Source organism: Methylobacterium indicum, assembly GCF_001043895.1.
GTDB classification, from domain to species: Bacteria; Pseudomonadota; Alphaproteobacteria; order Rhizobiales; family Beijerinckiaceae; genus Methylobacterium; species Methylobacterium indicum.
Genome location: NZ_JTHF01000053.1, coordinates 1 through 18,997, shown reverse-complemented (window position 1 = coordinate 18,997; position 18,997 = coordinate 1). Strand labels below are relative to the sequence as shown.

The following is an 18,997-nucleotide window of genomic DNA, read 5'->3' as shown; positions in this document are numbered from 1 at the left end:
AGGCCGTTCGCCCCGCCCTGCTGGCGCCCCTCGGCACGAAGCCCGGCCGGACGCTCGTCGCGGCGACCTACGATTCCGGCTACTGGACGACGTTGCGCGACGGCACCCACGTCAATGCCAGCCGGCGCCTGGTGGCGGAGGCCCGCGAGAGCCGCTGGTCGGTGAAGTACGCCAAGGCCGCCTTCGGCCCCGGCGCGCCCTGGCTGCGGGTGGTGGGCCACACGCTCGAGATCGTGCCGGTGGAGGTGCCGGGCCCGACCGCCGGGGCGATCCGGGTGAGGGTGCTGTTTCGCGGCGCGCCGCTGCCGGGGGCCGATCTCTATTACGGCGAGAGCGGCATGGAGCCCGAGCGGGCCGGCCTGCCGGCCTACGCCACCGACCAGGACGGCATCGCCACGGTGCCGATCCGCAAGGCCGGCAGCCAGGTGCTGACGGTGAGCCAGACGGTGAGTCCGTCCGCCACCCCGACGCTCGCCGACGAGGACGTCTACACGGCGACCTTCGCGTTCCGCCTCGACGAACCGTCGGTGAACTGACGCCTCACGCCTCCGGCAGGTCCACGGAGACGGGCTCGATCGGCGCGAACACGCAATCCTCCGGCCCGCCATCCTCGTGGACCAGCATCGCGAAGGTGCCGGGGGCGGCGAGCGTGGTCATGTGGGCGTGCCAGGCGCCGCTGCGATAGACGATCCCGGTGCCGGCCGGGACCCGGAAGGCGCAGAGACCCGCCTCGTCCGGCCGGTCCCCCGCATCCGGGGCCACCACCACGAGGTAGTCGCCGACCGCGAGCGGCAGGAAGGCTTGCGCCGAGCGCGGGTGCCGCTCGAGCCGGCGCAGCGGCATCGTCGCGGCGAAGGGCTCGCTCCGGATCAGCGCGAGGTTGAGCGGCACGCCCGGCCGGCCGTTCTCGATCTCGGCCGCCCGGTCCTGCCGCGGGCCGGCGGCGGGGCCGACCAGCAGGGTGCCGTAGGGCGCGAAGGCCTCCGCGGTGATCGGCGCGATCGGAAGGGTGCGCATCGGGTCGGCTCCTCGAGGGGATCTCTGGTCCCGGGTGCCGTAGCTCAGCGGCGATCCTCGCGCACCATGTCGGCCCCCTTCTCGGCGATCATCATCACGGCGGCCTGGGTGTTGGCCGAGACCTCGGTCGGCATCACGGCGGCGTCGATCACCCGCAGGCCCTCGATCCCGCGCACCCGCAGGCGCTCGTCCACCACCGCCTCGGGCCCCTGGCCCATGCTGCAGGTACCAACCGGGTGGTAGATGGTCTGGCCGTTGCGGCGGGCGAAATCGAGCCACTCGTCGTCCGACTGCACGCCCGGGCCGGGAGCGAGCTCGTGGGCGCGGTAGGGATCCATGGCCGGCTGGTCGATCACCCGGCGGGCGATGCGCATGCCCTCGATCAGGGCCTCCTGGTCGCTGCGCACGCTCAGGAAGTTCGGGCGGATCGCCGGGGGGCGCAACGGGTCGTTCGAGACCGCGTGGATGGTGCCGCGGGATTCCGGGCGCAGCTGCGTCACGCCGATCGTCATGCCGGGCTCGCGGTCCAGGGTGCGGTCGGCGGCGTTGGCGTAGCTCGCATGCATGAAGAAGTACTGCACGTCGGGCCCCGCCAGCTCGGGCCGGGTGCGCACGAAGCCGTGGGCGAGGCCGGTGCCCAGCGTGAGGATGCCGCGGCGGGTGAGCGCGTATTGCGCGACCGCGAGGCCGAGGCGCCAGCCGCGGGTCGCCTCGTTCAGGGTCACCGGGAGCTTCACCCGCCAGTTCATCCGCGTGGCGTAGTGGTCGCGGTAGTTCTCGCCCACCCCCGGCAGGGCGTGGCGGAGCGGGAGGCCGGCCGCCGCCAGCACCTCGGGCCGGCCGATGCCCGAGAGTTCGAGGAGGTGGGGCGACTGCACGGCGCCGGCCGCCAGGATCACCTCGGCCCGTGCCGCCACCCGCTCCTCGCGTCCCCCGCGCCGGTAGGTGACGCCGGTCGCGCGGGTGCCGTCGAGGTCGAGGCGCAGGACATGGGCGTTCGTGCGCACCGTCAGGTTCGGGCGCCGGCGGGCGGGCGTCAGGTAGGCGTCCCGGGCGCTCCAGCGCCGGCCGTTGCGCTGGTTGGCCTGGTAGGTGCCGAAGCCCTCCTGCGAGGCGCCGTTGTAGTCCGGGTTCTCGGGATAGCCGGCCTCGGTGCCGGCCCGGATGAAGGCGTCGGCGAGGGGGTTTTTCACCCCGACCCGGGTGACGTGGAGCGGACCGCCGCGGCCGCGCAGGGCGGGGTCGCCGCCCTCGAAATGCTCGAGCTTGCGGAAATAGGGCAGCACGTCGGACCAGCTCCAGCCGCGGTTGCCGCCCTGGGCCCAGGTGTCGAAGTCCTGCGGCTGGCCGCGCACGAAGATCATGCCGTTGATCAGCGTCGAGCCGCCGAGCCCCTTGCCGCGGGGCACCACGATGGTCCGGTCGTGGGTGTTCGGCTCGGGCTCGGTGGCGAAGCGCCAGTTGAAGGCCGCGCCGGTGAGGAGCTTCGGGAATCCCGCCGGGATGCCGACCCAGAACCCCCTCCCCGCGCCGCCGGCCTCCAGCAGCAGCACGCGGTGGCGGCCGTCCTCGCTCAGGCGGTCGGCCAGCACGCAGCCCGCCGTGCCCCCGCCGACGATGACGAAGTCGAACGCGTCCATGCTCCCCCCCGGGCTGTTCGTTCCCGTCGTTATAGGCCGGGCGCCGCCCGGCGGCGATCCCGCATCGGGACATGGCACCGGGACATGGCAATCGGGACATGACACCGGGGACATAGCACCGGGAGATGGCTCGCGCGGCGCCTGCGCCCGCCCCCCGCGTTGACACCGCGGGAGCCCCGGCCGATACCGCGGCCGGCTCCCGATGCGCAGACAGATCCTCAAGACCGCGACGATCATCGCCCACGACCTCGTGGCGACGGCCCTCGCCGTGCTCCTCACCTTCGTGATCCGGTTCGACGGCCCGCTGCTGGCCGAACGGCTCGCCCACCTGCCGCTCCTGCTGCCGCCCTTCGTGGCCTGCGCCGGCCTGGTCTACCGTGCCTTCGGGCTCTACCGGACCAAGTGGCGCTTCGCCTCGCTGCCGGATCTGGCCAACATCGTGCGGGCGGTGGCGGTGCTCACGCTGCTGCTGCTCGTCCTCGACTACGTCCTGGTCTCGCCGGTCCTGTTCGGGATCTACTTCTTCGGCAAGATCGCCATCGGCCTCTACTTCGTCCTGCAGATCTTCCTGCTCGGCGGGCCGCGGCTGGCGTTCCGGTACCTGAAATACAGCCGCTCGCGCCAGAGCGCGGCCCGGGCCGCCAGCACCCCGACCCTGCTGATCGGGCGCGGCCACGACATCGAGGTGGTGCTCCGCGCGATCGAATCGGGCGCCGTGCGCAAGCTCGATCCGAAGGGCATCCTCTCGCCCCGGGCCGAGGAGCAGGGCCAGACCATGCGCGGCGTGCCGGTCCTCGGCGCGGTCTCCGACCTCGACGAGGTGGTGGCCGGGATGGCCGCCCGCGGCGTGCCGATCCGCCGCCTCGTCGCGACCCCGAGCGCGCTCGCCCCCGAGGCCGAGCCGGAGGCGCTGATCGCGCGGGCGCGCCGCCTCGGCCTGCCGCTCGCCCGGGTGACGAGCCTCGGCGATACCGGCCGCGGGGCCGAGCTCGCCCCGATCGAGATCGAGGACCTGCTCCTGCGCCCGACGGTCGCCATCGACCGGCCGCGGCTGGAGCATTTTCTGACCGGGCAGCGGGTCGTCGTCACCGGCGGCGGCGGCTCGATCGGCTCGGAGATCTGCGCCCGCGCGCTCGCCTTCGGGGCGAGCGCCGTCCTGGTGCTGGAGAGTTCCGAGCCGGCCCTGCACGGGGTGCTGAGCCGCCCCGGCCTCTCCGGCGACGCGCGGGTGAGCGGCGTCATCGCCGACATCCGCGACCGCGACCGGCTCTTCCGGGTGCTGGCGGAGTTCCGGCCCGATGCCGTCTTCCACGCCGCCGCGCTCAAGCAGGTGCCCTACCTGGAGCGCGACTGGAGCGAGGGGATCAAGACCAACGTCTTCGGCTCGGTCAACGTCGCCGACGCGACGCTGGCGGCGGGTGCGCGGGCGCTGGTGATGATCTCGACCGACAAGGCGATCGAGCCGGTCTCGCAGCTCGGCGTGACGAAGCGCTTCGCCGAGATGTACGCCCAGGCCCTCGATGCGGGCCGCGCGCCCGACGAGACCCGCCTCGTCGCGGTGCGCTTCGGCAACGTGCTCGGCTCCGTCGGCTCGGTGGTGCCGGTGTTCAAGGCGCAGATCGCCCGCGGCGGTCCGGTCACGCTGACCCACCCCGACATGGTGCGCTACTTCATGACCGTGCGGGAGGCCGCCGATCTGGTGCTCACCGCCGCCTCGCACGCCGACCGCGAGGCCCGCGATCCGCAGGCCGGCGACCAGCGCGCCGCCGTCTACGTGCTCAAGATGGGCCAGCCGGTGCGCATCCGCGATCTCGCGGAGCGGATGATTCGCCTCGCCGGCTTCGAGCCCGGCGAGGACATCGACGTGGTGGTCACCGGCGCCCGCCCGGGCGAGCGCCTGAACGAGATCCTGTTCGCCCGCGACGAGCCGATGGTGAACCTCGCCGGCATCGACGGCGTGATGGCGGCCAAGCCCATCTTCGCCGACCGCGCCCAGCTGTCGGCCTGGCTCGACCGCCTCGCGGCGGCCGTGGCGGCGGACGACCGGGCGGCGGCGGACGCGGTGTTCGGCGAGGCAATCCCGGACTTTCTCGCGCGGCACGAGGCTGCGGGCGAGACAGCGCAGCTCTCGCACGCCGGCTGAGGACGAGGGTGGCCTATTCCCCCGCGGCCATCCCGGCCTTCGACCGCCCGGCGCAGTAGCCCGCCACCGTCCCGATCGCCCACAGCGCCTTGTCGTACGCCGTCCCGGCATCCCGCCGTAGCAGCGCGCGGCCGCCGCTCGCGGTGAAGCGGGCGAGGCGGAAGACGAGGTAGGGCAGGCCGTAGCGGTGGAGCCGCAGCACCCGGCCGAACCCGCGGGCATAGTCGGCGGCGCGCCGGTGGCGGCCGGCGCTCGCCACCTGATCGTGGTGGACGATCAATCCGTGGCGGAAGACCACCCCCCTCCCCTGCCCGAGGAGGCGGAGCAGGAAGTCGGTCTCCTCGCCGGAGCGGAACGGGGTCGCCGCCCCGACCCCGAGGGTCTCGTCGAACCCGCCGACGGCCCGGGCCGCCTCCCGGCGCACGAACAGGCCGTTGGAATTGCCCGCCGACCAGACGTTGCGCCGGTCGACCGTGCTGTCGGTCGCCAGGAAGGCACCGAGGGATTCGCGGCCCGTCGCGTCGAGGGTGCGCCCGGTCACCGCGTCGGCCTCCGGGTGCGCGGCGAACAGCTCCACCACCTCGGCGACGAGCGCGTCCGGGTACCAGCAATCGTCGTCCGGGAAGGCGATCAGGTCGCCGCGGCAGCGGGCGAGCCCGACGTTGCGGGCCCGCGACAGGCCCGGAGCCGAGCGGATGTGGTCGATGGCGAGGGCGCCGCGGTAGCGCGCCACCACGGGGTCGAGGGTGCCGGGCTCGTTCTGGTCGACGAGCACCACCTCGAAGTCGCGGCGGGTCTGGCGGGTCAGCGAGTCGAACAGCCGCTCGATCTGGGCCGAGCGGCCCTTGGTGCAGACGAGGAGCGAGAGGAGCGGGGGCATGGCGCGGCTCGGGTTCGGGAGGTCTCCGGGCATCGGCGGTCAGCCGCTGCGCGACAGGCGCAGCGCCAGGCCGCGCGGGCTGCGGCTCGGCCGCGCCGGGGCCGGCTCGCCGGCCGCGGGCCGCGCGTCGCGCACCACCCGTTCGAGCAGCGCGAAGATCCGGTCCTGGTCGGCCTGGCGGCTGAGATTGTGGTCGGTGCCCGGCAGGATCGTGACCGGGTAGCCGAGGCGGCGGCCGATCCGGTCGTCCGAGGCACCGAAATGCGCCCGCACCGTCGGGATGCCGAGGTCGTCGGCGCTGTAGACCATGCAGATCCGCGCGCCGCGCCGGCGGATGCGCGCCACCCGCCCGGCGACGCTGGCGCGCTGGAGCGTGCGCCACGGCATCCGGGTGGTCCAGCGGTCGAGGCGGGCGCGGCCGTCGCGCAGGAGCGCGGCCGCGATGCGCGTGAGCCCGATCTCCCCGCTGAGGATCCGGCGCCAGAACCGCCCCTGGCGGGCGCGGGCGAGATACCCCTGGCTGTGGCGAAACGTGTCCCGCACCATCGTCTCGACGTCGGTGCCGGGCTTCAGGTCGAAGCAGTAGAGGTTGACGAGGAGCGCGGCGCGCAGGCGCGCATCCTGCGCCAATGCCTGGAACGCCTGGTAGGCGCCGCTGCAATTGCCCAGGACCACGCCGGGGGTGTGGCCGAGCGCCGCGAGATGGTCGATCGCCGCCGTGACCTCGGCGACCGAATCCGCCGCGTAGAGCGGCAGCGAGCCGTCCGGCCGGTCGGGGCTATCGCCGATGCCGCGCAAATCGAAGCGGAAGGAGGCGATGCCCGCCGCCGCCAGCCGTCGCGCCAGCCGCGTCGTCTGCCGGCCGTGCCCGGCCCGCGGGTTGCGGCCGGAATTGACCACCAGCACGGTATCGCCGCTCCACGCCGCGGCCGGCCGGCACAGGATGCCGACGAGGCCGGGGCCGAAGCGCGACACCTCCTCGGACCACGCCGCGTCCGTCAGCCGGCCGGGCGCGGGGGCGACCTCCCCCGCCGCGGCCCTCGTCCCCGCCGCGCTGGCTCCGTCCGCACCCGCCACCGCGAAGTCGCGCACCACCGCGAAGGTCTCCACGGGGGTGCGGGAGAACAGCGGATCGGAGACGAGCTGGGTCAGGTCGGGGAACGGGCCGGTCTCGACGGCACTGCCGAGCGCCCGGTAGCGATCGGCCAGGGAATCGACCTTCGGGCCGAGCAGCAGGATCCGCCGGGCGGGCGCCCGGGCCGGCGCCATCAGGTCGAGGCGGCCGAGATCGGCGAGGGTCTGCGGCCCGAGCACGAAGCTGCCGACCATCAGCGCGTCGGGCTCCTGGGGCATCGGCGTGCGGTCGGGCATCACGTCGAGGAGGCGGGACTGCATCGCCATCTCGCGCCGGTAGGCCTTGCCGGTGGCAAACGGGCTCAGCATCACCAGCCGGTCGATCCCCGGCCCCGGATCTCCCTCCTGCGACAGGGCCGCCAGGGTGGCGCCGAGGCGCAGGCCCACGACCGCGATCTCGTCCACCCCCGCCCGCTCGCGCAGGAAGGCGATGCCGGCGCGGATCGCATCGAGGGCGGCCGGGATCTCGGGACCGTCGGGGTCGCGGGCATCGCCCTGGCCCGGATAGTCGAAGCGCAGGGTCGGGCAGCCGGCCCCGGCAATCAGGGCGGCGAGTTCGCGCCAGGAGCGGTAGGCGCAGCCCTGCTCGAAGCCGAAGGTGCCGCAGAGCAGCACCCCGCGCGGGAGCTGACCGGGCGTGTACCAGGCGAAGGCGTCGCCCAAGGCGACAGGAATGTCGACCGGGATCGGCGCGACGGCCTCGGACCCGTGGGAGCCGGGCGGCTGGGTGTGGGCGGTCGGGCTCACGGGCGGTCTCGGATTCGAGGACGGGCTCACGGGCGGGCGACCCGGACGGGATGATCGCGCCGCCAGCGCGCGAGCCTGAGCTTCAGGATCGTGGCCAGGAACACCACGACGTCGAGGGTGTAGCGCCGCCCCAGGCGGCGCGGCTCGCGCAGCAGGCGGAAGACCCATTCGAGCCGCAGCGCCCGGACGGATTCGGGCGCGCGGGTCGCCACCCCGGCGGTGTAGTCGATGAGCGCGCCGACCCCCATCAGCAGGCGCGCGTCGATCCGCGGCCCGTGCTCGGCGATGAACATCTCCTGGGCCGGATTGCCGAGGGCGACGAGCAGGATGTCGGGCGCGGCGGCGTTGATCTCGGCCAGGACCGCGCCGGCCTCCTCGGGCCGGAAATAGCCGTGCCGGACGCCGACGACCCGATGCTGCGGATAGGCGAGCGCGAGGTTGTGCGCCGCCGCTCCGGCGATGCCGGGTTTCGCCCCCAGGAGATAGAGCGTGCGCGGCGTGGTCTCGGCGGCGAGGAAGGCCGGGACGAGATCGGTGCCGTTGAGATTCTCGCGGAAGAAGCGGCCGCGAAACAGCGCCGAGCACAGGTCGATGCCGAGGCCGTCGCTGACGAGCAGGAAGCCGCGCAACGCCGCCGCGTAGGCCGGAAGACGCAGGGCCGCCAGCAGCATGTTGGCGTTGCAGAAGCCGAGGCAGAGCTGCGTTCGCCGCTCCAGGGCCTCGTGCAGCTGCGCGAGGAGTTCGTCGCTGGTGATGTCGGCGACGCTGACGCCTTCGAGGTCGAGCCGGTCTGCGCTCGCTGCTCGGGGCGCCGCGTCGAGGGCACGGTCAGGCATGGGAGGCTTCCGAGGGGTTGGGATGATCCGTGTCGAGGCAAGATCATCGCCGGGATCGGTGAAGAAGTACCGACCGGCGCCACCCCGCGCAAAGTCAATGCACCTCCCCTCTTCGCAGATGCAGCCTTAATTCAACACAAGGTTAACGGCACCTTGGAGTGATTTCGACTCGTGGGTTTCGCAACCTTGATGAAAGGCTAAGCTTGTCGTTATAGTTCGACGACCACGAAGCTTTTACGGCGATCGTCTCGGGCACGCGCGACCTCGTTAAAGCCCCGATAGGAGATGCCTGCTAGGTCGAACGACGAGGAGGGCCGGCGCCGGCTGCCGCCCCTTCGCCCGATCGAGAGGCGACCGACACGATGCTGACACTCGTCGCGCGACTGCGCCGGTCGGGGCGCTCGCAGCAATTCGCCTCGGCCTTCGTCGCCCGGATCGCCAGCGCCGTCCTGGGCTTCGTGATGCTGCTCGTCGCGAGCCGGCTCCTCACCACCTACGAGTACGGCGTCTACGTCTTCCTGTTCACGCTGGGCAGCGGGCTCGGGCTGATCGCGGCGCTCGGCCAGCAGAACCTGGTGCTCAAGCATTACCGGGCGCAGGACGGGGTGGCTCCGCACAACGACGCCCTGGTGCGCTACAACCTCGGCTGGCTCGGCGGCGCCGTCGCCGCGATGGCGGCGGTGAGCGCGGTGGTGTTCGTCGCCGAGGAATCGCTGCCCGATCCCTATCACCGGCTCCACCTCGCCTGCGCCTTCGCGGCGGTGTTCGCGCTCGCCGAGTACCTGCAGAGCTACTTCCGCATCCACGGCCGCATCTGGCTCGCGCTGCTGCCGCGGGAGGTGATCTGGCGCGGCGCCTGCTCGGCCCTGTTCGCGGGCGCGGCCTTCCTCGGCCTCCTCGGCGGCGCCACCGAGGCGATGCTGATCCTGCTCGGCCTGCTCGCCGCGATGACGCTCTACCAGTTCTGGCACCTCGCCCGGCATCACGGCTGGGATTCCTGGCGCGGGGGCCTGCGCCACCCCGCCAAGGGCACGGCCTGGCGCGGCGAGAGCCTCCTGTTCACCGCCAACAACGCCATGGTGGCGGTGACGGCCTTCCTCGAGACCGTGATCGTCGGTGCGCTGCTGGGGATGGAGCAGGCGGCGTTCTACTTCGTGGCCCTGCGCTACGCGACGCTGGTCAACCTGCCGAGCGCGGCGATCGACACCGTGAGCATGCCGATGATCGCCGCCCATTTCCAGGCCGGCGACCGGGTCGGCGCGCAGCGCCTCGTCGGCCGGCTGTCGCTCGCGAGCTTTGCGATCTCCGCGGCCGGCGCGGTGGTGATGGCGGTCGGCGCGCCCTTCGCGCTCGCGCTGTTCAAGCCCGATTTCGCCGCCCATACCGACGTGCTGATGGTGCTCAGCCTGTCCTCGGTCGTCATCGCGTTCTTCGGGCCGGGGGCCTCGCTCCTGACGATCGGCGGCGGCGAGCGCTACATCCTGGTCGCCAACGCGGCCCTGTTCTCGGTCTACGCGGTCCTGCTCTGCCTCGTGGCGGTGCCGTTCGGCATCCTCGGCGTCGCGGTGGCGAACGTGGTCTGGACGGTGGTGATCAACCTCGTCCTGGCACGCTGGGTGCGGGCGCACTGGGACGTTGACAGCCGGGCGACCGCGTTCTTCACCCGCCGGGCCTGGGCCCCGGCGCCGGCCGCTCCGCCCGCGGCGGTTCCCCAGGCGGCAGAGTGACAAGCGGCAGAGTGACATGCGCCACCGTCTCGCCCGCCTCGCCGTTGCCCTGTCCCTGGCCGGCGCGCTTCTCACCCACCCGGCGCGGGCGGCCGAGCCGCTGTGCCTGCGCGGGGTCAACCTCAGCGGGGCCGAGTTCGGCACCGTGCCGGGGCGCTACGGCTTCGACTACCTCTATCCCTCGGCCGAGACGATCGGCCGCTTCGCCGCCCTCGGCCTCACGGCGGTGCGGCTGCCGATCCGCTGGGAACGGCTGCAGCCGGTCCTGCGCCAGCCCCTCGACCCGGACGAGCTCGCCCGCCTCGAAGCCACGGTCTCGGCCGCGACGCAGGCCGGCCTGCGCACGGTGATCGACCTGCACAACTACGCCTATCACGGCAAGGCGCGGATCGATTCGGAGATGGTCACGGCCGAGGCCTTCGCGGATGTCTGGCGGCGCCTGGCGCAGCACTTCCGCGGCGACGCCTCGGTGGCGTTCGGGCTGATGAACGAGCCGCACGACATCCCGGCGGCGCGCTGGCTCGTCGCCGCCAACGCCGCCATCGCGGCGATCCGCGAGACGGGGGCGCGGCAGCTGGTGCTGGTCTCGGGCTCGGGCTGGAGCGGCGCCCATAGCTGGACCGCCGACCTGCCGACCGGCAACAACGCCGCGATCATGCTGGGCGTGGCCGATCCGGGCCGGAATTTCGCCTACGAGGTCCACCAGTACCTCGACGCCGACTTCTCGGGCACCCATGCCGAGTGCAGCCGGGGCGCCGACGCGCTGGAGGCGGTGGAGCGCCTCACCGGCTGGCTGGCGAAGACCGGGCGTCGCGCCTTCCTGGGCGAGATCGGCGCCTCGGCGCGCCGGAACTGCCCGGAGCGCCTGCGGGCGGTGCTCGACCACGTCAACGCCAACCCGCAGCAATGGGTCGGCTGGACCGCCTGGTCCGCCGGCGACCTGTGGGCGCCCGACTACCCCCTGAAGCTCGACCCGTCCGGCGCCAACGCTCCCGTGGTGGCCGCGATCCAGGGCGCCGCCCAGGCCAAGCCGACCTGCGAGCGGTGAGCGGCATGACGGATTCTCGCACGACGCTTCCGGCGCGGCCGCGCTCGATCCTGCACGTCGTCCGCCAGTTCCTGCCGAACCGCGGCGGGCTCGAGGACGTGGTCGCCAACCTCGCCCGCGAGCAGGCGCGTCTCGGCCATCGGGTGCGCGTCGTGACCCTCGACCGGCTCTTTTCGAATCCCGACGTCAGGCTGCCGGCCCGCGAGCGCCTGGAGGGGATCGACATCGAACGGATCCCCTTCTCCGGCTCGCACCGCTACCCGCTGGCGCCCTCGGTCTTCCGCCACCTCGGCGACGCCGACCTCGTCCACGTCCACGCCGTCGACTTCTTCTTCGATGCGCTGGCCTTTGCGCGGCCCTTCCACCGCCGGCCGATGGTGGCGACGACGCATGGCGGCTTCTTCCACACCAACGCCCAGTCGCGCCTGAAGGCGCTGTGGTTCGCCGGACCGACCCGGCTGAGCGTGCGGGCCTACGCGGCCATCGTCGCCTGCAGCGAGAGCGACGCCCGGATGTTCGCACCGATCACGCCGGGCGGCGTCACGGTGATCCCGAACGGGGTCGACCTCGACAAGTTCGCGGGCGCCGCCTCGGCCGAGCCGCGCCGCGCGCTCCTGACCATCGGCCGTTTCTCGCACAACAAGCGCCTCGACCGGCTGCTCGCCGCGATGCGGGCGCTGGGCCCCGGCTGGCGCCTGCGGATCGTCGGGGTCCCGTCGGACGTGACGGTCGAGGCGCTCACCGCCGAGATCGACCGGCTCGGCCTGACGGAGACGGTCACGCTGCATGTCGGGCTCGACGTTCCGGCGATCCGCGCACTGATCGGGCAGTCGAGCCTGTTCGTCTCGGCCTCCGAATACGAGGGCTTCGGCCTCGCGCTGATCGAGGCGCTGAGCGCCGGCCTCGTTCCGGTGGCTCATCCCAACGAGGCCTTCGCTTGGCTTAAACGGCGCCACCCCTTGATTTCGCTGTGCGATTTCGCCGATCCCGCAACCGTGGCCGGAGCGATCCGGGACGCCTACGACAGCCTGGCCGAAAGCCGGCTCGATCCTGGTGGCGCAAACCTGCCCGCCGCGGAGGATCTGTCGGCCTACCGCTGGTCGGGCGTCGCCGCCCGCTACGTCGCGGTCTACGAGGCCGTCCTCACCGGGAAGGACCGCGGGGCCGGCTCGTCAACACCTCGTTAACCCTCTTCCCCGACCCTGGACGGCCCCCCTCCCCTGCCGGGGGGTCGAGGCGGCGCCCGAGGCGCGCCCCGCCAGCACAAGGACAGAGATGCAGCTCGTCGTGACCGCCCACACCGCCAACGGCCCGCTCTCGCACCAGCGCACCTCCCCGGAGGACGCCCTGGAGAAGGCGCAGGAACTCGAGGCCGAGGGCCACGATTACGTCGTCATCACCGACATCACCGGGCGGAACTACGCGCCGCCCGAATTCGACAGCCTCTTCCTCAATCCCGGTACCTGACGCGCATGACCGCGATCACCGTCTACGTCGACGCCGATGCCTGCCCGGTGAAGGAGGAGGTCTACCGCGTCGCCGGGCGGCACGGCGCCCATGTCGTCGTGGTGGCCAACAGCTTCATCGCCATCCCGCGCGAGCCGTGGATCGAGCGGGTGATCGTGTCGGACAAGTTCGACGCCGCCGACGACTGGATCGCCGAGCGGGCCGGGCCGCAGGCGGTCGTGGTCACCGCCGACGTACCGCTGGCGAGCCGCTGCGTGAAGGCCGGGGCGAGCGTGCTCGGGCCCACCGGCAAGGCCTTCACCGATTCGTCCGTCGGCATGGCGCTCGCCACCCGCGACCTGATGCAGTCCCTGCGCGAGGCCGGCGCCGTCACCGGCGGCCCGAAACCCTTCTCGGCGAAGGACCGCTCGGCCTTCCTCGGCGCCCTCGACCGGGCCCTGGTGCGGCTGCGGCGCAACGCCCAGGGCGGCTGAGCCGGGCGCGGGCGAACTTCCCTACCCCCTGCGGGTTCCTTGTCGTCAGCCGCGGTTCCCGCGCCTGCCGGACGGGAGAGCCAGCATGTCGGTCGAGGAAAAGACGGTCCACTACGACAGCCCGGCCGGCGGCTGGGGCTCGGTGCGCGGCATCGCCGAGGTGTTCGGCAAGGAATGGGCGACGCCGCTCGCCACCGAGACGCTGTTTCGCCAGAACAAGCCGAAAGGCTTCATGTGCGTCTCGTGCTCGTGGGCGAAGCCCGCGAACTACCATCCCTTCGAGTTCTGCGAGAACGGCGCCAAGGCGACCCTGTGGGAGCTGACGACGCGGCGCTGCACCCCCGAGTTCTTCGGCAAGCACACCCTGACCGAATTGCGCGGCTGGAGCGACTACCAGCTGGAGCAGACCGGCCGCCTGACCCACCCCTTACGCTACGACCGCGCCAGCGACCGCTACGTGGCGTGCGGCTGGGACGAGGCCTTCCGGGAGATCGGCGCGGAGCTGCAGCGGCTCGATCCGAAATCGGCGGTGTTCTACTCGTCGGGGCGGGCGAGCCTCGAGACCTCGTATCTCTACGCCCTGTTCGCGCGGCTCTACGGCCACAACAACCTGCCCGATTCCTCCAACATGTGCCACGAGACGACCTCGGTGGCCCTGAAGAAGGTGATCGGCGCCAGCGTCGGCACCGTGGTGTTCGACGACCTGTCGACGTGCGACGCGATGTTCTTCTTCGGCCAGAACACCGGCACCAACTCGCCGCGGTTCCTGCACCCGCTGCAGGAGGCCTCGAAGCGCGGCGTGAAGATCATCACCTTCAACCCCGTGCGCGAGCGGGGCCTGGAGAGCTTCACCAACCCGCAGAGCCCGGTCGAGATGCTGACCCGCAAGGCGACGCCGATCAGCGCGCAGTACCACCAGGTCCGGCCCGGCGGCGACATCGCGGTGATCCTCGGCCTGTGCAAGCACGTCTTCGCCGCCGACGACGCCGCCAAGGCGCGCGGCACCCGCGTCCTCGACGTCGACTTCATCGCCCAGCACACGACCGGGCTCGACGCCTTCGAGGCGAAGGTCCGGGCGACCTCGTGGGAGGAGATCGAGCGCGAATCCGGGATCGGCCGCGCCGACATCGAGGCGGCGGGCCAGGTCTATGTCGAGGCCGAGCGGGTCTGCGCCTTCTACGGCATGGGCCTGACGCAGCACGTTCACGGCTTCGAGAACGTCGCGATGGTCGTCAACCTCCTGCTCCTCAGGGGCAATATCGGGCGCGACGGCACCGGCGTGTCGCCGGTGCGGGGCCACTCCAACGTCCAGGGGCAGCGCACCGTCGGCATCTCGGAGAAGCCCGAGCTGGTGCCCCTCGACCGGTTGAGCCAGCAGTTCGGCTTCGAGCCGCCGCGGGAGAAGGGCGTCAACACGGTGGAGGCCTGCGAGGGCATCCTCGCGGGTACGATCAAGGCCTTCATCGGGCTCGGGGGCAACTTCGTGCGGGCGATCCCCGACCAGGACCGGATGGAGAAGGCCTGGACCGGGATGCGGCTCACCGTGCAGGTCGCGACGAAGCTCAACCGCTCGCACCTCGTCAACGGCGAGATCGCCTACCTGCTGCCCTGCCTCGGCCGCACGGAGGAGGACAAGCAGGCCGGCGGGCCGCAGGCGGTGAGCATCGAGGACACGTTCAGCTGCATCTACGGCTCGCAAGGGCGCCGCACCCCGGCGAGCGACTTCCTGAAATCCGAGGTCGCGATCGTGGCCGGCCTCGCCAAGGCGACGCTCGCGCCGAACCCGAAGGTGACCTGGGACGCCTGGGTCGGCGATTACGGCCTGATCCGCGACGAGATCGCCCAGACCTACGTCGAGGAGTTCCACGATTTCAACGACCGGCTCTGGATCCCCGGCGGGTTCTACCGCGGCAACTCGGCACGCGAGCGGATCTGGAAGACCGAGAGCGGCAAGGCCGAATTCACGGCCCCCGAGGTGATGTCGGCCACCGGCTTCGAGGACGCGGAGGGCCGCTACCGGCTGATCACCATGCGGTCGAACGACCAGTTCAACACCACGATCTACGGCTACAGCGACCGCCTGCGCGGGATCGAGGGCACCCGTGACGTGCTCCTGATGAACCCGGCCGAGATTCGCCGGGCGGGCCTTTCCGCGGGCCAGGTCGTGTCGCTCGTCAGCGATGCCGGCGACGGCATCACCCGCGAGGTGACCGGCCTCACCGTGACGCCGTTCTCCCTGCCGGACGGGTGCCTGGGGGCCTACTACCCCGAGATGAACCCGCTGATGGCGCTCTCGCACCACGACGTGCAGTCGGGCACGCCAGCGGCGAAATCGGTACCGGTGCGGATTCGGCCGGAGGCCGGCGGGCCGAAGGCGGACCGGCGCGAGCCGACCGGGCATTCGGCCCACCCGATCTGATCGCGGCGGGAGGGGTGCACGCACCCCTCCCCTGCCCGTTTCGGCGCCCGGCCTTGCGCATCAAAGTGCCGGTTGCCCGCGGATGGCGCACAATTGTGCTTGTGCGGGCGCGACCCGGCGGGTACCACTGTGATCACAGACACGACACAAGCCGCCCTCGAGAGCGGTCCGCAGTCTGGGGAGGAAGGCCCTCGCGAAGGGCAAGCACCGCCGCGACGCCATCGCGGCGGTGCTTCTCGTTCGAGGGGTCACTCCCCCTCCTCGCTGCGCGCCAGACCGAACCGGTCGAGCAGCTTCAGCACGACCAGGATCGTCAGGCCGAACCCCATCGCGACGGCGAGCAGCGAGAACTGCGCCGCCCCGGCGACGATGCCGGCCGAGGCCGAGAACCACACGCTCGCCGCCGTGGTGAGGTTCTTCACGCTGCGGCGGGCGACGAAGATCGTGCCGGCGGCGATGAAGCCGATCGCCTGGGCCAGGCCCTGGATCACCCGCAGCGGATCGGCATCCCCGCCCTGCCGGCGCACCATCGCGTAGAGGCTGAGCGCCGAGGCGGTGATGAGCGCCGAACTGAGCGCCACGAGGGCGTGGGTGCGCAGCCCCGCATCCTTGCCGCGCCATTCGCGCTCCAGGCCCAGCACCATGCCGCACAGGGTGGCGACGCCGAGGCGCCAGATGATCTCCGACAGGGTGAAGGCCGTGGCGTCGGACGGCATCAGGCCCCCTGCTCTCCCTCCGTTTCTCGATCCTGCGTCGGCGGGTCGGGAAACGGCATCCAGTGGGTGAACGCCTCCGGCGCGTAGCCGTATTCCGTGGTGGCGACATGCCAGGGCCGCCCGTCGCCGACACGCCCGGGATCCCAGCGGATCACCGCGCGCCGGTCGGGCTCGCCCCGGTGGATGGCGATGATCCAGCGGCCATCCTGGGGTGCGCGGTCGATGGGCCTCCAATCGGTCATCGGCTCCTCCGGCGGATGCTCTCTCCAGACCAACGCGCCGCCCCTGCCGACGTTCGCCCTCAGCGGGGCGCGGTCCCGCGCACCAGACGCTCGCCGGCCTCGCACTCGCGCAGGTAGGTCGCCCGGTTGTCCCCGGTGATGCCGCTCCGGTCGGCCTTGGCCTCGCAGACCTGGCGCCCCTCGGCGGGATCCGGCGCCGGCCCGGCCTGCGCGAGAAGTGCGGTGGGCGCGAGGAGCGCGAGGATCAGGAGAGCGTAGCGCATGGGGAGCCTCGGGATGCGGCGGGTCTCCCGGTCCATCGCCGCACTCTCCCGATGGTTCCCGCCCCGTCGGCTCACAGCGCCGTCGCGGTCATCCAGACCGCCATCGCCACCATCATCAGGTTCTCGGTCAGCGACACGAAGCCGAGGGGCACGTTGCTGCCGCCGCCGACGCAGGCGCATTTCAGCGCGCGCCGATCGAGATAGACCGCCTTGAACACCGAGACCGCGCCGATCCCGCCGATGACGAGCGCCACCGGAACGGAGAGCCAGGTCAGCACCCCGGCGGCCATCAGCAGGCCGGCGAGCGCCTCGGCATAGGGATAGATCGAGGCGTACGGCACGAAGCGCCGCGCCAGCAGGTCGTAGCCCAGGAACATGGTCGAGAAGGTCTCGACGTTCTGGAGCTTGAGGATCGCCAGCACGCACATGCTGAAGGCGATGAACCACTCGCCCGCCCGCAGGGTGAACGGCGTGCCGAAGGCGGCCTGGCTGGCGGCGAGCGCCATCAGGGCGGTCATCCCGAATACGGCGGCGACCGGGCGGTAGCTCACCGCGTTCGGATCGCGCACCGTCCGGCCGAGCCGGCGGCGCAGGTCGTCGTAGCCCCCGACGCGCTCGCCCGCGATGAAGACCTGCGGGGTGGTCTTCACCCCGTGCTCGGCCTTGAAACGATCGGTGGCCTCGCGCGTCGCGAGCGGGCGGTCGTCGACCGCGTAGCCGGCCTGCTGGAGCAGGTGGCGGGCCTTGAGGCCGTAGGGACAGACATGCGCGTCCGTCTCCATGCGGTAGAGCGTGGCCGTGCGGCCGGTGGGGGTGGTCATCGGGCATCCTCGTCGGGTTCGCGGAAAACGGGCTCGCGCGTCGGTTTCACGCGGGTCGGTTTCACGAAGGAGGATCGATGGCCTAACATCCGTACCACGCTACGGAGTCAAGCCATGCCCGCCACCCCGCCGGATCGCCCCCGATGACCACGGACCTGACCATTGCCGGTCTGACCATTGCCGGCTTGGCCCGGGCGGGCGGCGTCGGAGTCGAGACGATCCGCTACTACCAGCGCCGCGGGCTCCTGCCGGTGCCGGCGCGGGCCGGCGGCATCCGGCGCTACGGCGCCGAGGAGATCCGGCGCCTGCGCTTCATCCGCGGGGCGCAGGGTGCGGGCTTCACCCTGGAGGAAATCGCCGAGCTCCTGTCGCTCGATGCCGGCGAGGACCGGACCCGGGCGCGCGAGCTCGCCCGCCACCGAATCGACGCCCTCGACGCCAGGATCGCCGAGCTGACGGCGGCCCGCGACGCGCTCGCGCGCCTCGCGACGGCCTGCGGCGCGACCGAGAGCGGGCCGTGCCCGATCATCACCGCCTTCGAGCCCGGCTGACGCGCCAACCCGCGGGATTCCTTCGGGTCTGGAGCATTTTTCGACGAAGCGGGCGCCGGTTCGCCGAGAGAACATGCGGCAAGATCAACGATCTGGAGCGGCTCCCCGCTGCAAGGCGATCGGGCGCCGCTCACGCGCATCGCGACGCGCGCCTTCGGATCTCGCACCGGATCCCGTGTCAGGGCCGGGCGCGACCGGCCCGGTAGGCGGCCAGGATCTCGGGCAGGCGGTCGAGGACGTAATCGGCGAGGCCGGGCTCGGCCGTCTCGTCGAAGGAGAGCGCAACCCGGTCGGGGCCGCGCTCGATCCGGGCGATGCCGCGGCCGGCCTCGTCGCTCCAGACCTGCGGCGCCGGCCGCGGGGCCGCCGGCGGCGACAGGGCGGAGAGTACCGCCGCGAAACGCTCGTTCGTCGGCTTGTCGGCGAGGGCCGGATCGGCGACGAGCCCGGCGATCCGCTTCGGGCTCGCCGTTCGGATCCGCTCGGCGAGCAGCATCCAGCGCGGGCGCCCGGCGGCGGGGGCCGGGCCGATCGCCCGGACGACCTCCGCCGGGACCGTGCGGGCCACCGAGATCAGGGTCGAGAGGTCACCCTTGCCGACGCCCATCGCGGCGATGATCGTGGCGCGCGGGAAGCCGTGTTCCTCGAGCCGGAGCGCGAAGAAGGCCCGCTCGATGTAGCTGAGGTCCTGGCGCTCCAGGTTCTCCTTGCCCTGGGCCACCACCAGCTCGGCATCCGAGAGCGGGCGCACCACGGCGCGGACCGGCCGGGCGAGGCGGCGCGCCGCCTGGATGCGCCGCCGGCCGTAGGCGACCTGGAACCGGTCCGGGTCGGACGGGTGCGGCCGCACCAGGATCGGCACCTGCTGGCCGC

At 72.4% G+C, this 18,997-nt stretch carries 19 protein-coding genes; 9 read left to right on the top strand and 10 right to left on the bottom strand.

All coding sequences use genetic code 11. The annotated features are described in order from the left end of the window. The coding region (locus QR78_RS06870) for a DUF4198 domain-containing protein (RefSeq protein ID WP_048426764.1) at positions 1-536 on the top strand (536 nt) is incomplete at its 5' end. A 4-nt stretch (positions 537-540) separates the two neighbouring features. Here QR78_RS06870 and QR78_RS06865 read toward each other — a convergent pair. Further along, positions 541-1,017, bottom strand: coding sequence for an ureidoglycolate lyase (locus QR78_RS06865; RefSeq protein WP_048426763.1), 477 nt, complete (start codon positions 1,015-1,017; stop codon positions 541-543). A gap of 44 nt (positions 1,018-1,061) precedes the next feature. Then, positions 1,062-2,657, bottom strand: coding sequence for a GMC family oxidoreductase (locus tag QR78_RS06860; protein ID WP_048426762.1), 1,596 nt, complete (start codon positions 2,655-2,657; stop codon positions 1,062-1,064). A 202-nt stretch (positions 2,658-2,859) separates the two neighbouring features. Here QR78_RS06860 and QR78_RS06855 point away from each other — a divergent pair, with 202 nt between their 5' ends. Further along, positions 2,860-4,800, top strand: a complete 1,941-nt coding sequence (locus QR78_RS06855) for an SDR family NAD(P)-dependent oxidoreductase (RefSeq protein ID WP_048426761.1) — start codon at positions 2,860-2,862, stop codon at positions 4,798-4,800. A gap of 13 nt (positions 4,801-4,813) precedes the next feature. Here the strand turns inward: QR78_RS06855 and QR78_RS06850 are convergent, their stop codons facing one another. The 3 genes from QR78_RS06850 to QR78_RS06840 are packed head-to-tail and all read right to left on the bottom strand — an operon-like array spanning position 4,814 to position 8,397. Further along, the gene (locus QR78_RS06850; protein WP_048426760.1) at positions 4,814-5,680 is read right to left on the bottom strand and encodes a glycosyltransferase family 2 protein; all 867 of its coding nucleotides are present in this window, start codon (positions 5,678-5,680) and stop codon (positions 4,814-4,816) included. A gap of 39 nt (positions 5,681-5,719) precedes the next feature. Then, on the bottom strand, positions 5,720-7,561 hold the full coding sequence (locus QR78_RS06845; RefSeq protein WP_053220828.1) for an alpha/beta fold hydrolase: 1,842 nt from the start codon (positions 7,559-7,561) through the stop codon (positions 5,720-5,722). A gap of 26 nt (positions 7,562-7,587) precedes the next feature. Beyond that, the gene (locus tag QR78_RS06840; protein WP_048426759.1) at positions 7,588-8,397 is read right to left on the bottom strand and encodes a WecB/TagA/CpsF family glycosyltransferase; all 810 of its coding nucleotides are present in this window, start codon (positions 8,395-8,397) and stop codon (positions 7,588-7,590) included. Positions 8,398-8,759: 362 nt separating this feature from the next. On the opposite strand from QR78_RS06840, the gene QR78_RS06835 reads away from it, so the two are divergent. The 6 genes from QR78_RS06835 to QR78_RS06810 all read left to right on the top strand — a co-directional run bounded on the left by QR78_RS06835 (position 8,760) and on the right by QR78_RS06810 (position 15,531). Next, positions 8,760-10,124, top strand: a complete 1,365-nt coding sequence (locus tag QR78_RS06835; RefSeq protein WP_053220827.1) for a lipopolysaccharide biosynthesis protein — start codon at positions 8,760-8,762, stop codon at positions 10,122-10,124. Positions 10,125-10,140: 16 nt separating this feature from the next. Next, on the top strand, positions 10,141-11,172 hold the full coding sequence (locus QR78_RS06830; RefSeq protein WP_048426758.1) for a glycoside hydrolase family 5 protein: 1,032 nt from the start codon (positions 10,141-10,143) through the stop codon (positions 11,170-11,172). 5 nt (positions 11,173-11,177) lie between these two features. Next, positions 11,178-12,359 (top strand): glycosyltransferase family 4 protein, encoded by a 1,182-nt coding sequence (locus QR78_RS06825; protein WP_048426757.1) that lies wholly within the window; start codon positions 11,178-11,180, stop codon positions 12,357-12,359. 88 nt (positions 12,360-12,447) lie between these two features. Next, a complete protein-coding gene (locus QR78_RS06820; RefSeq protein ID WP_048426756.1) occupies positions 12,448-12,639 on the top strand; it encodes a hypothetical protein in 192 nt (63 codons plus the stop codon). A gap of 5 nt (positions 12,640-12,644) precedes the next feature. Beyond that, complete coding sequence (locus QR78_RS06815) at positions 12,645-13,112, top strand: YaiI/YqxD family protein (protein ID WP_048426755.1); 468 nt, start codon at positions 12,645-12,647, stop codon at positions 13,110-13,112. Positions 13,113-13,197: 85 nt separating this feature from the next. Beyond that, the gene (locus QR78_RS06810) at positions 13,198-15,531 is read left to right on the top strand and encodes an FdhF/YdeP family oxidoreductase (RefSeq protein WP_048426754.1); all 2,334 of its coding nucleotides are present in this window, start codon (positions 13,198-13,200) and stop codon (positions 15,529-15,531) included. 248 nt (positions 15,532-15,779) lie between these two features. Here the strand turns inward: QR78_RS06810 and QR78_RS06805 are convergent, their stop codons facing one another. From QR78_RS06805 to QR78_RS06790, 4 genes are all read right to left on the bottom strand, one after another. Then, positions 15,780-16,247: an MgtC/SapB family protein gene (locus tag QR78_RS06805; protein ID WP_048426753.1), complete on the bottom strand. Its 468-nt coding sequence runs from the start codon at positions 16,245-16,247 to the stop codon at positions 15,780-15,782. Then, on the bottom strand, positions 16,247-16,489 hold the full coding sequence (locus QR78_RS06800) for a DUF551 domain-containing protein (protein WP_048426752.1): 243 nt from the start codon (positions 16,487-16,489) through the stop codon (positions 16,247-16,249). The genes QR78_RS06805 and QR78_RS06800 overlap by 1 nt, the downstream gene beginning before the upstream one ends. A 59-nt stretch (positions 16,490-16,548) precedes the next feature. Next, positions 16,549-16,752, bottom strand: a complete 204-nt coding sequence (locus QR78_RS06795; protein ID WP_048426765.1) for a hypothetical protein — start codon at positions 16,750-16,752, stop codon at positions 16,549-16,551. Between the two features lie 71 nt (positions 16,753-16,823). Beyond that, on the bottom strand, positions 16,824-17,573 hold the full coding sequence (locus QR78_RS06790) for a MauE/DoxX family redox-associated membrane protein (RefSeq protein ID WP_048426751.1): 750 nt from the start codon (positions 17,571-17,573) through the stop codon (positions 16,824-16,826). Positions 17,574-17,716: 143 nt separating this feature from the next. On the opposite strand from QR78_RS06790, the gene QR78_RS06785 reads away from it, so the two are divergent. Further along, entirely contained in the window at positions 17,717-18,124 is a 408-nt protein-coding gene (locus QR78_RS06785) for a MerR family transcriptional regulator (RefSeq protein WP_048426750.1), read from the top strand. 178 nt (positions 18,125-18,302) lie between these two features. Here the strand turns inward: QR78_RS06785 and repB are convergent. Beyond that, a partial coding sequence (gene repB / locus QR78_RS06780; RefSeq protein WP_048426749.1) for a plasmid partitioning protein RepB occupies positions 18,303-18,997 on the bottom strand: 695 nt, incomplete at its 5' end.

Excerpts from the sequence above, each read along its gene's own strand:
- QR78_RS06840 (WP_048426759.1), bottom strand. The coding sequence starts at position 8,397 with ATGCCTGACCGTGCCCTCGACGCGGCGCCCCGAGCAGCGAGCGCAGAC.
- QR78_RS06805 (WP_048426753.1), bottom strand. The coding sequence starts at position 16,247 with ATGCCGTCCGACGCCACGGCCTTCACCCTGTCGGAGATCATCTGGCGC.
- QR78_RS06825 (WP_048426757.1), top strand. The coding sequence starts at position 11,178 with ATGACGGATTCTCGCACGACGCTTCCGGCGCGGCCGCGCTCGATCCTG.
- QR78_RS06800 (WP_048426752.1), bottom strand. The coding sequence starts at position 16,489 with ATGACCGATTGGAGGCCCATCGACCGCGCACCCCAGGATGGCCGCTGG.
- QR78_RS06855 (WP_048426761.1), top strand. The coding sequence starts at position 2,860 with ATGCGCAGACAGATCCTCAAGACCGCGACGATCATCGCCCACGACCTC.
- QR78_RS06835 (WP_053220827.1), top strand. The coding sequence starts at position 8,760 with ATGCTGACACTCGTCGCGCGACTGCGCCGGTCGGGGCGCTCGCAGCAA.
- QR78_RS06830 (WP_048426758.1), top strand. The coding sequence starts at position 10,141 with ATGCGCCACCGTCTCGCCCGCCTCGCCGTTGCCCTGTCCCTGGCCGGC.
- QR78_RS06850 (WP_048426760.1), bottom strand. The coding sequence starts at position 5,680 with ATGCCCCCGCTCCTCTCGCTCCTCGTCTGCACCAAGGGCCGCTCGGCC.
- QR78_RS06820 (WP_048426756.1), top strand. The coding sequence starts at position 12,448 with ATGCAGCTCGTCGTGACCGCCCACACCGCCAACGGCCCGCTCTCGCAC.
- QR78_RS06790 (WP_048426751.1), bottom strand. The coding sequence starts at position 17,573 with ATGACCACCCCCACCGGCCGCACGGCCACGCTCTACCGCATGGAGACG.
- QR78_RS06860 (WP_048426762.1), bottom strand. The coding sequence starts at position 2,657 with ATGGACGCGTTCGACTTCGTCATCGTCGGCGGGGGCACGGCGGGCTGC.
- QR78_RS06785 (WP_048426750.1), top strand. The coding sequence starts at position 17,717 with ATGACCACGGACCTGACCATTGCCGGTCTGACCATTGCCGGCTTGGCC.
- QR78_RS06865 (WP_048426763.1), bottom strand. The coding sequence starts at position 1,017 with ATGCGCACCCTTCCGATCGCGCCGATCACCGCGGAGGCCTTCGCGCCC.
- QR78_RS06795 (WP_048426765.1), bottom strand. The coding sequence starts at position 16,752 with ATGCGCTACGCTCTCCTGATCCTCGCGCTCCTCGCGCCCACCGCACTT.
- QR78_RS06815 (WP_048426755.1), top strand. The coding sequence starts at position 12,645 with ATGACCGCGATCACCGTCTACGTCGACGCCGATGCCTGCCCGGTGAAG.
- QR78_RS06810 (WP_048426754.1), top strand. The coding sequence starts at position 13,198 with ATGTCGGTCGAGGAAAAGACGGTCCACTACGACAGCCCGGCCGGCGGC.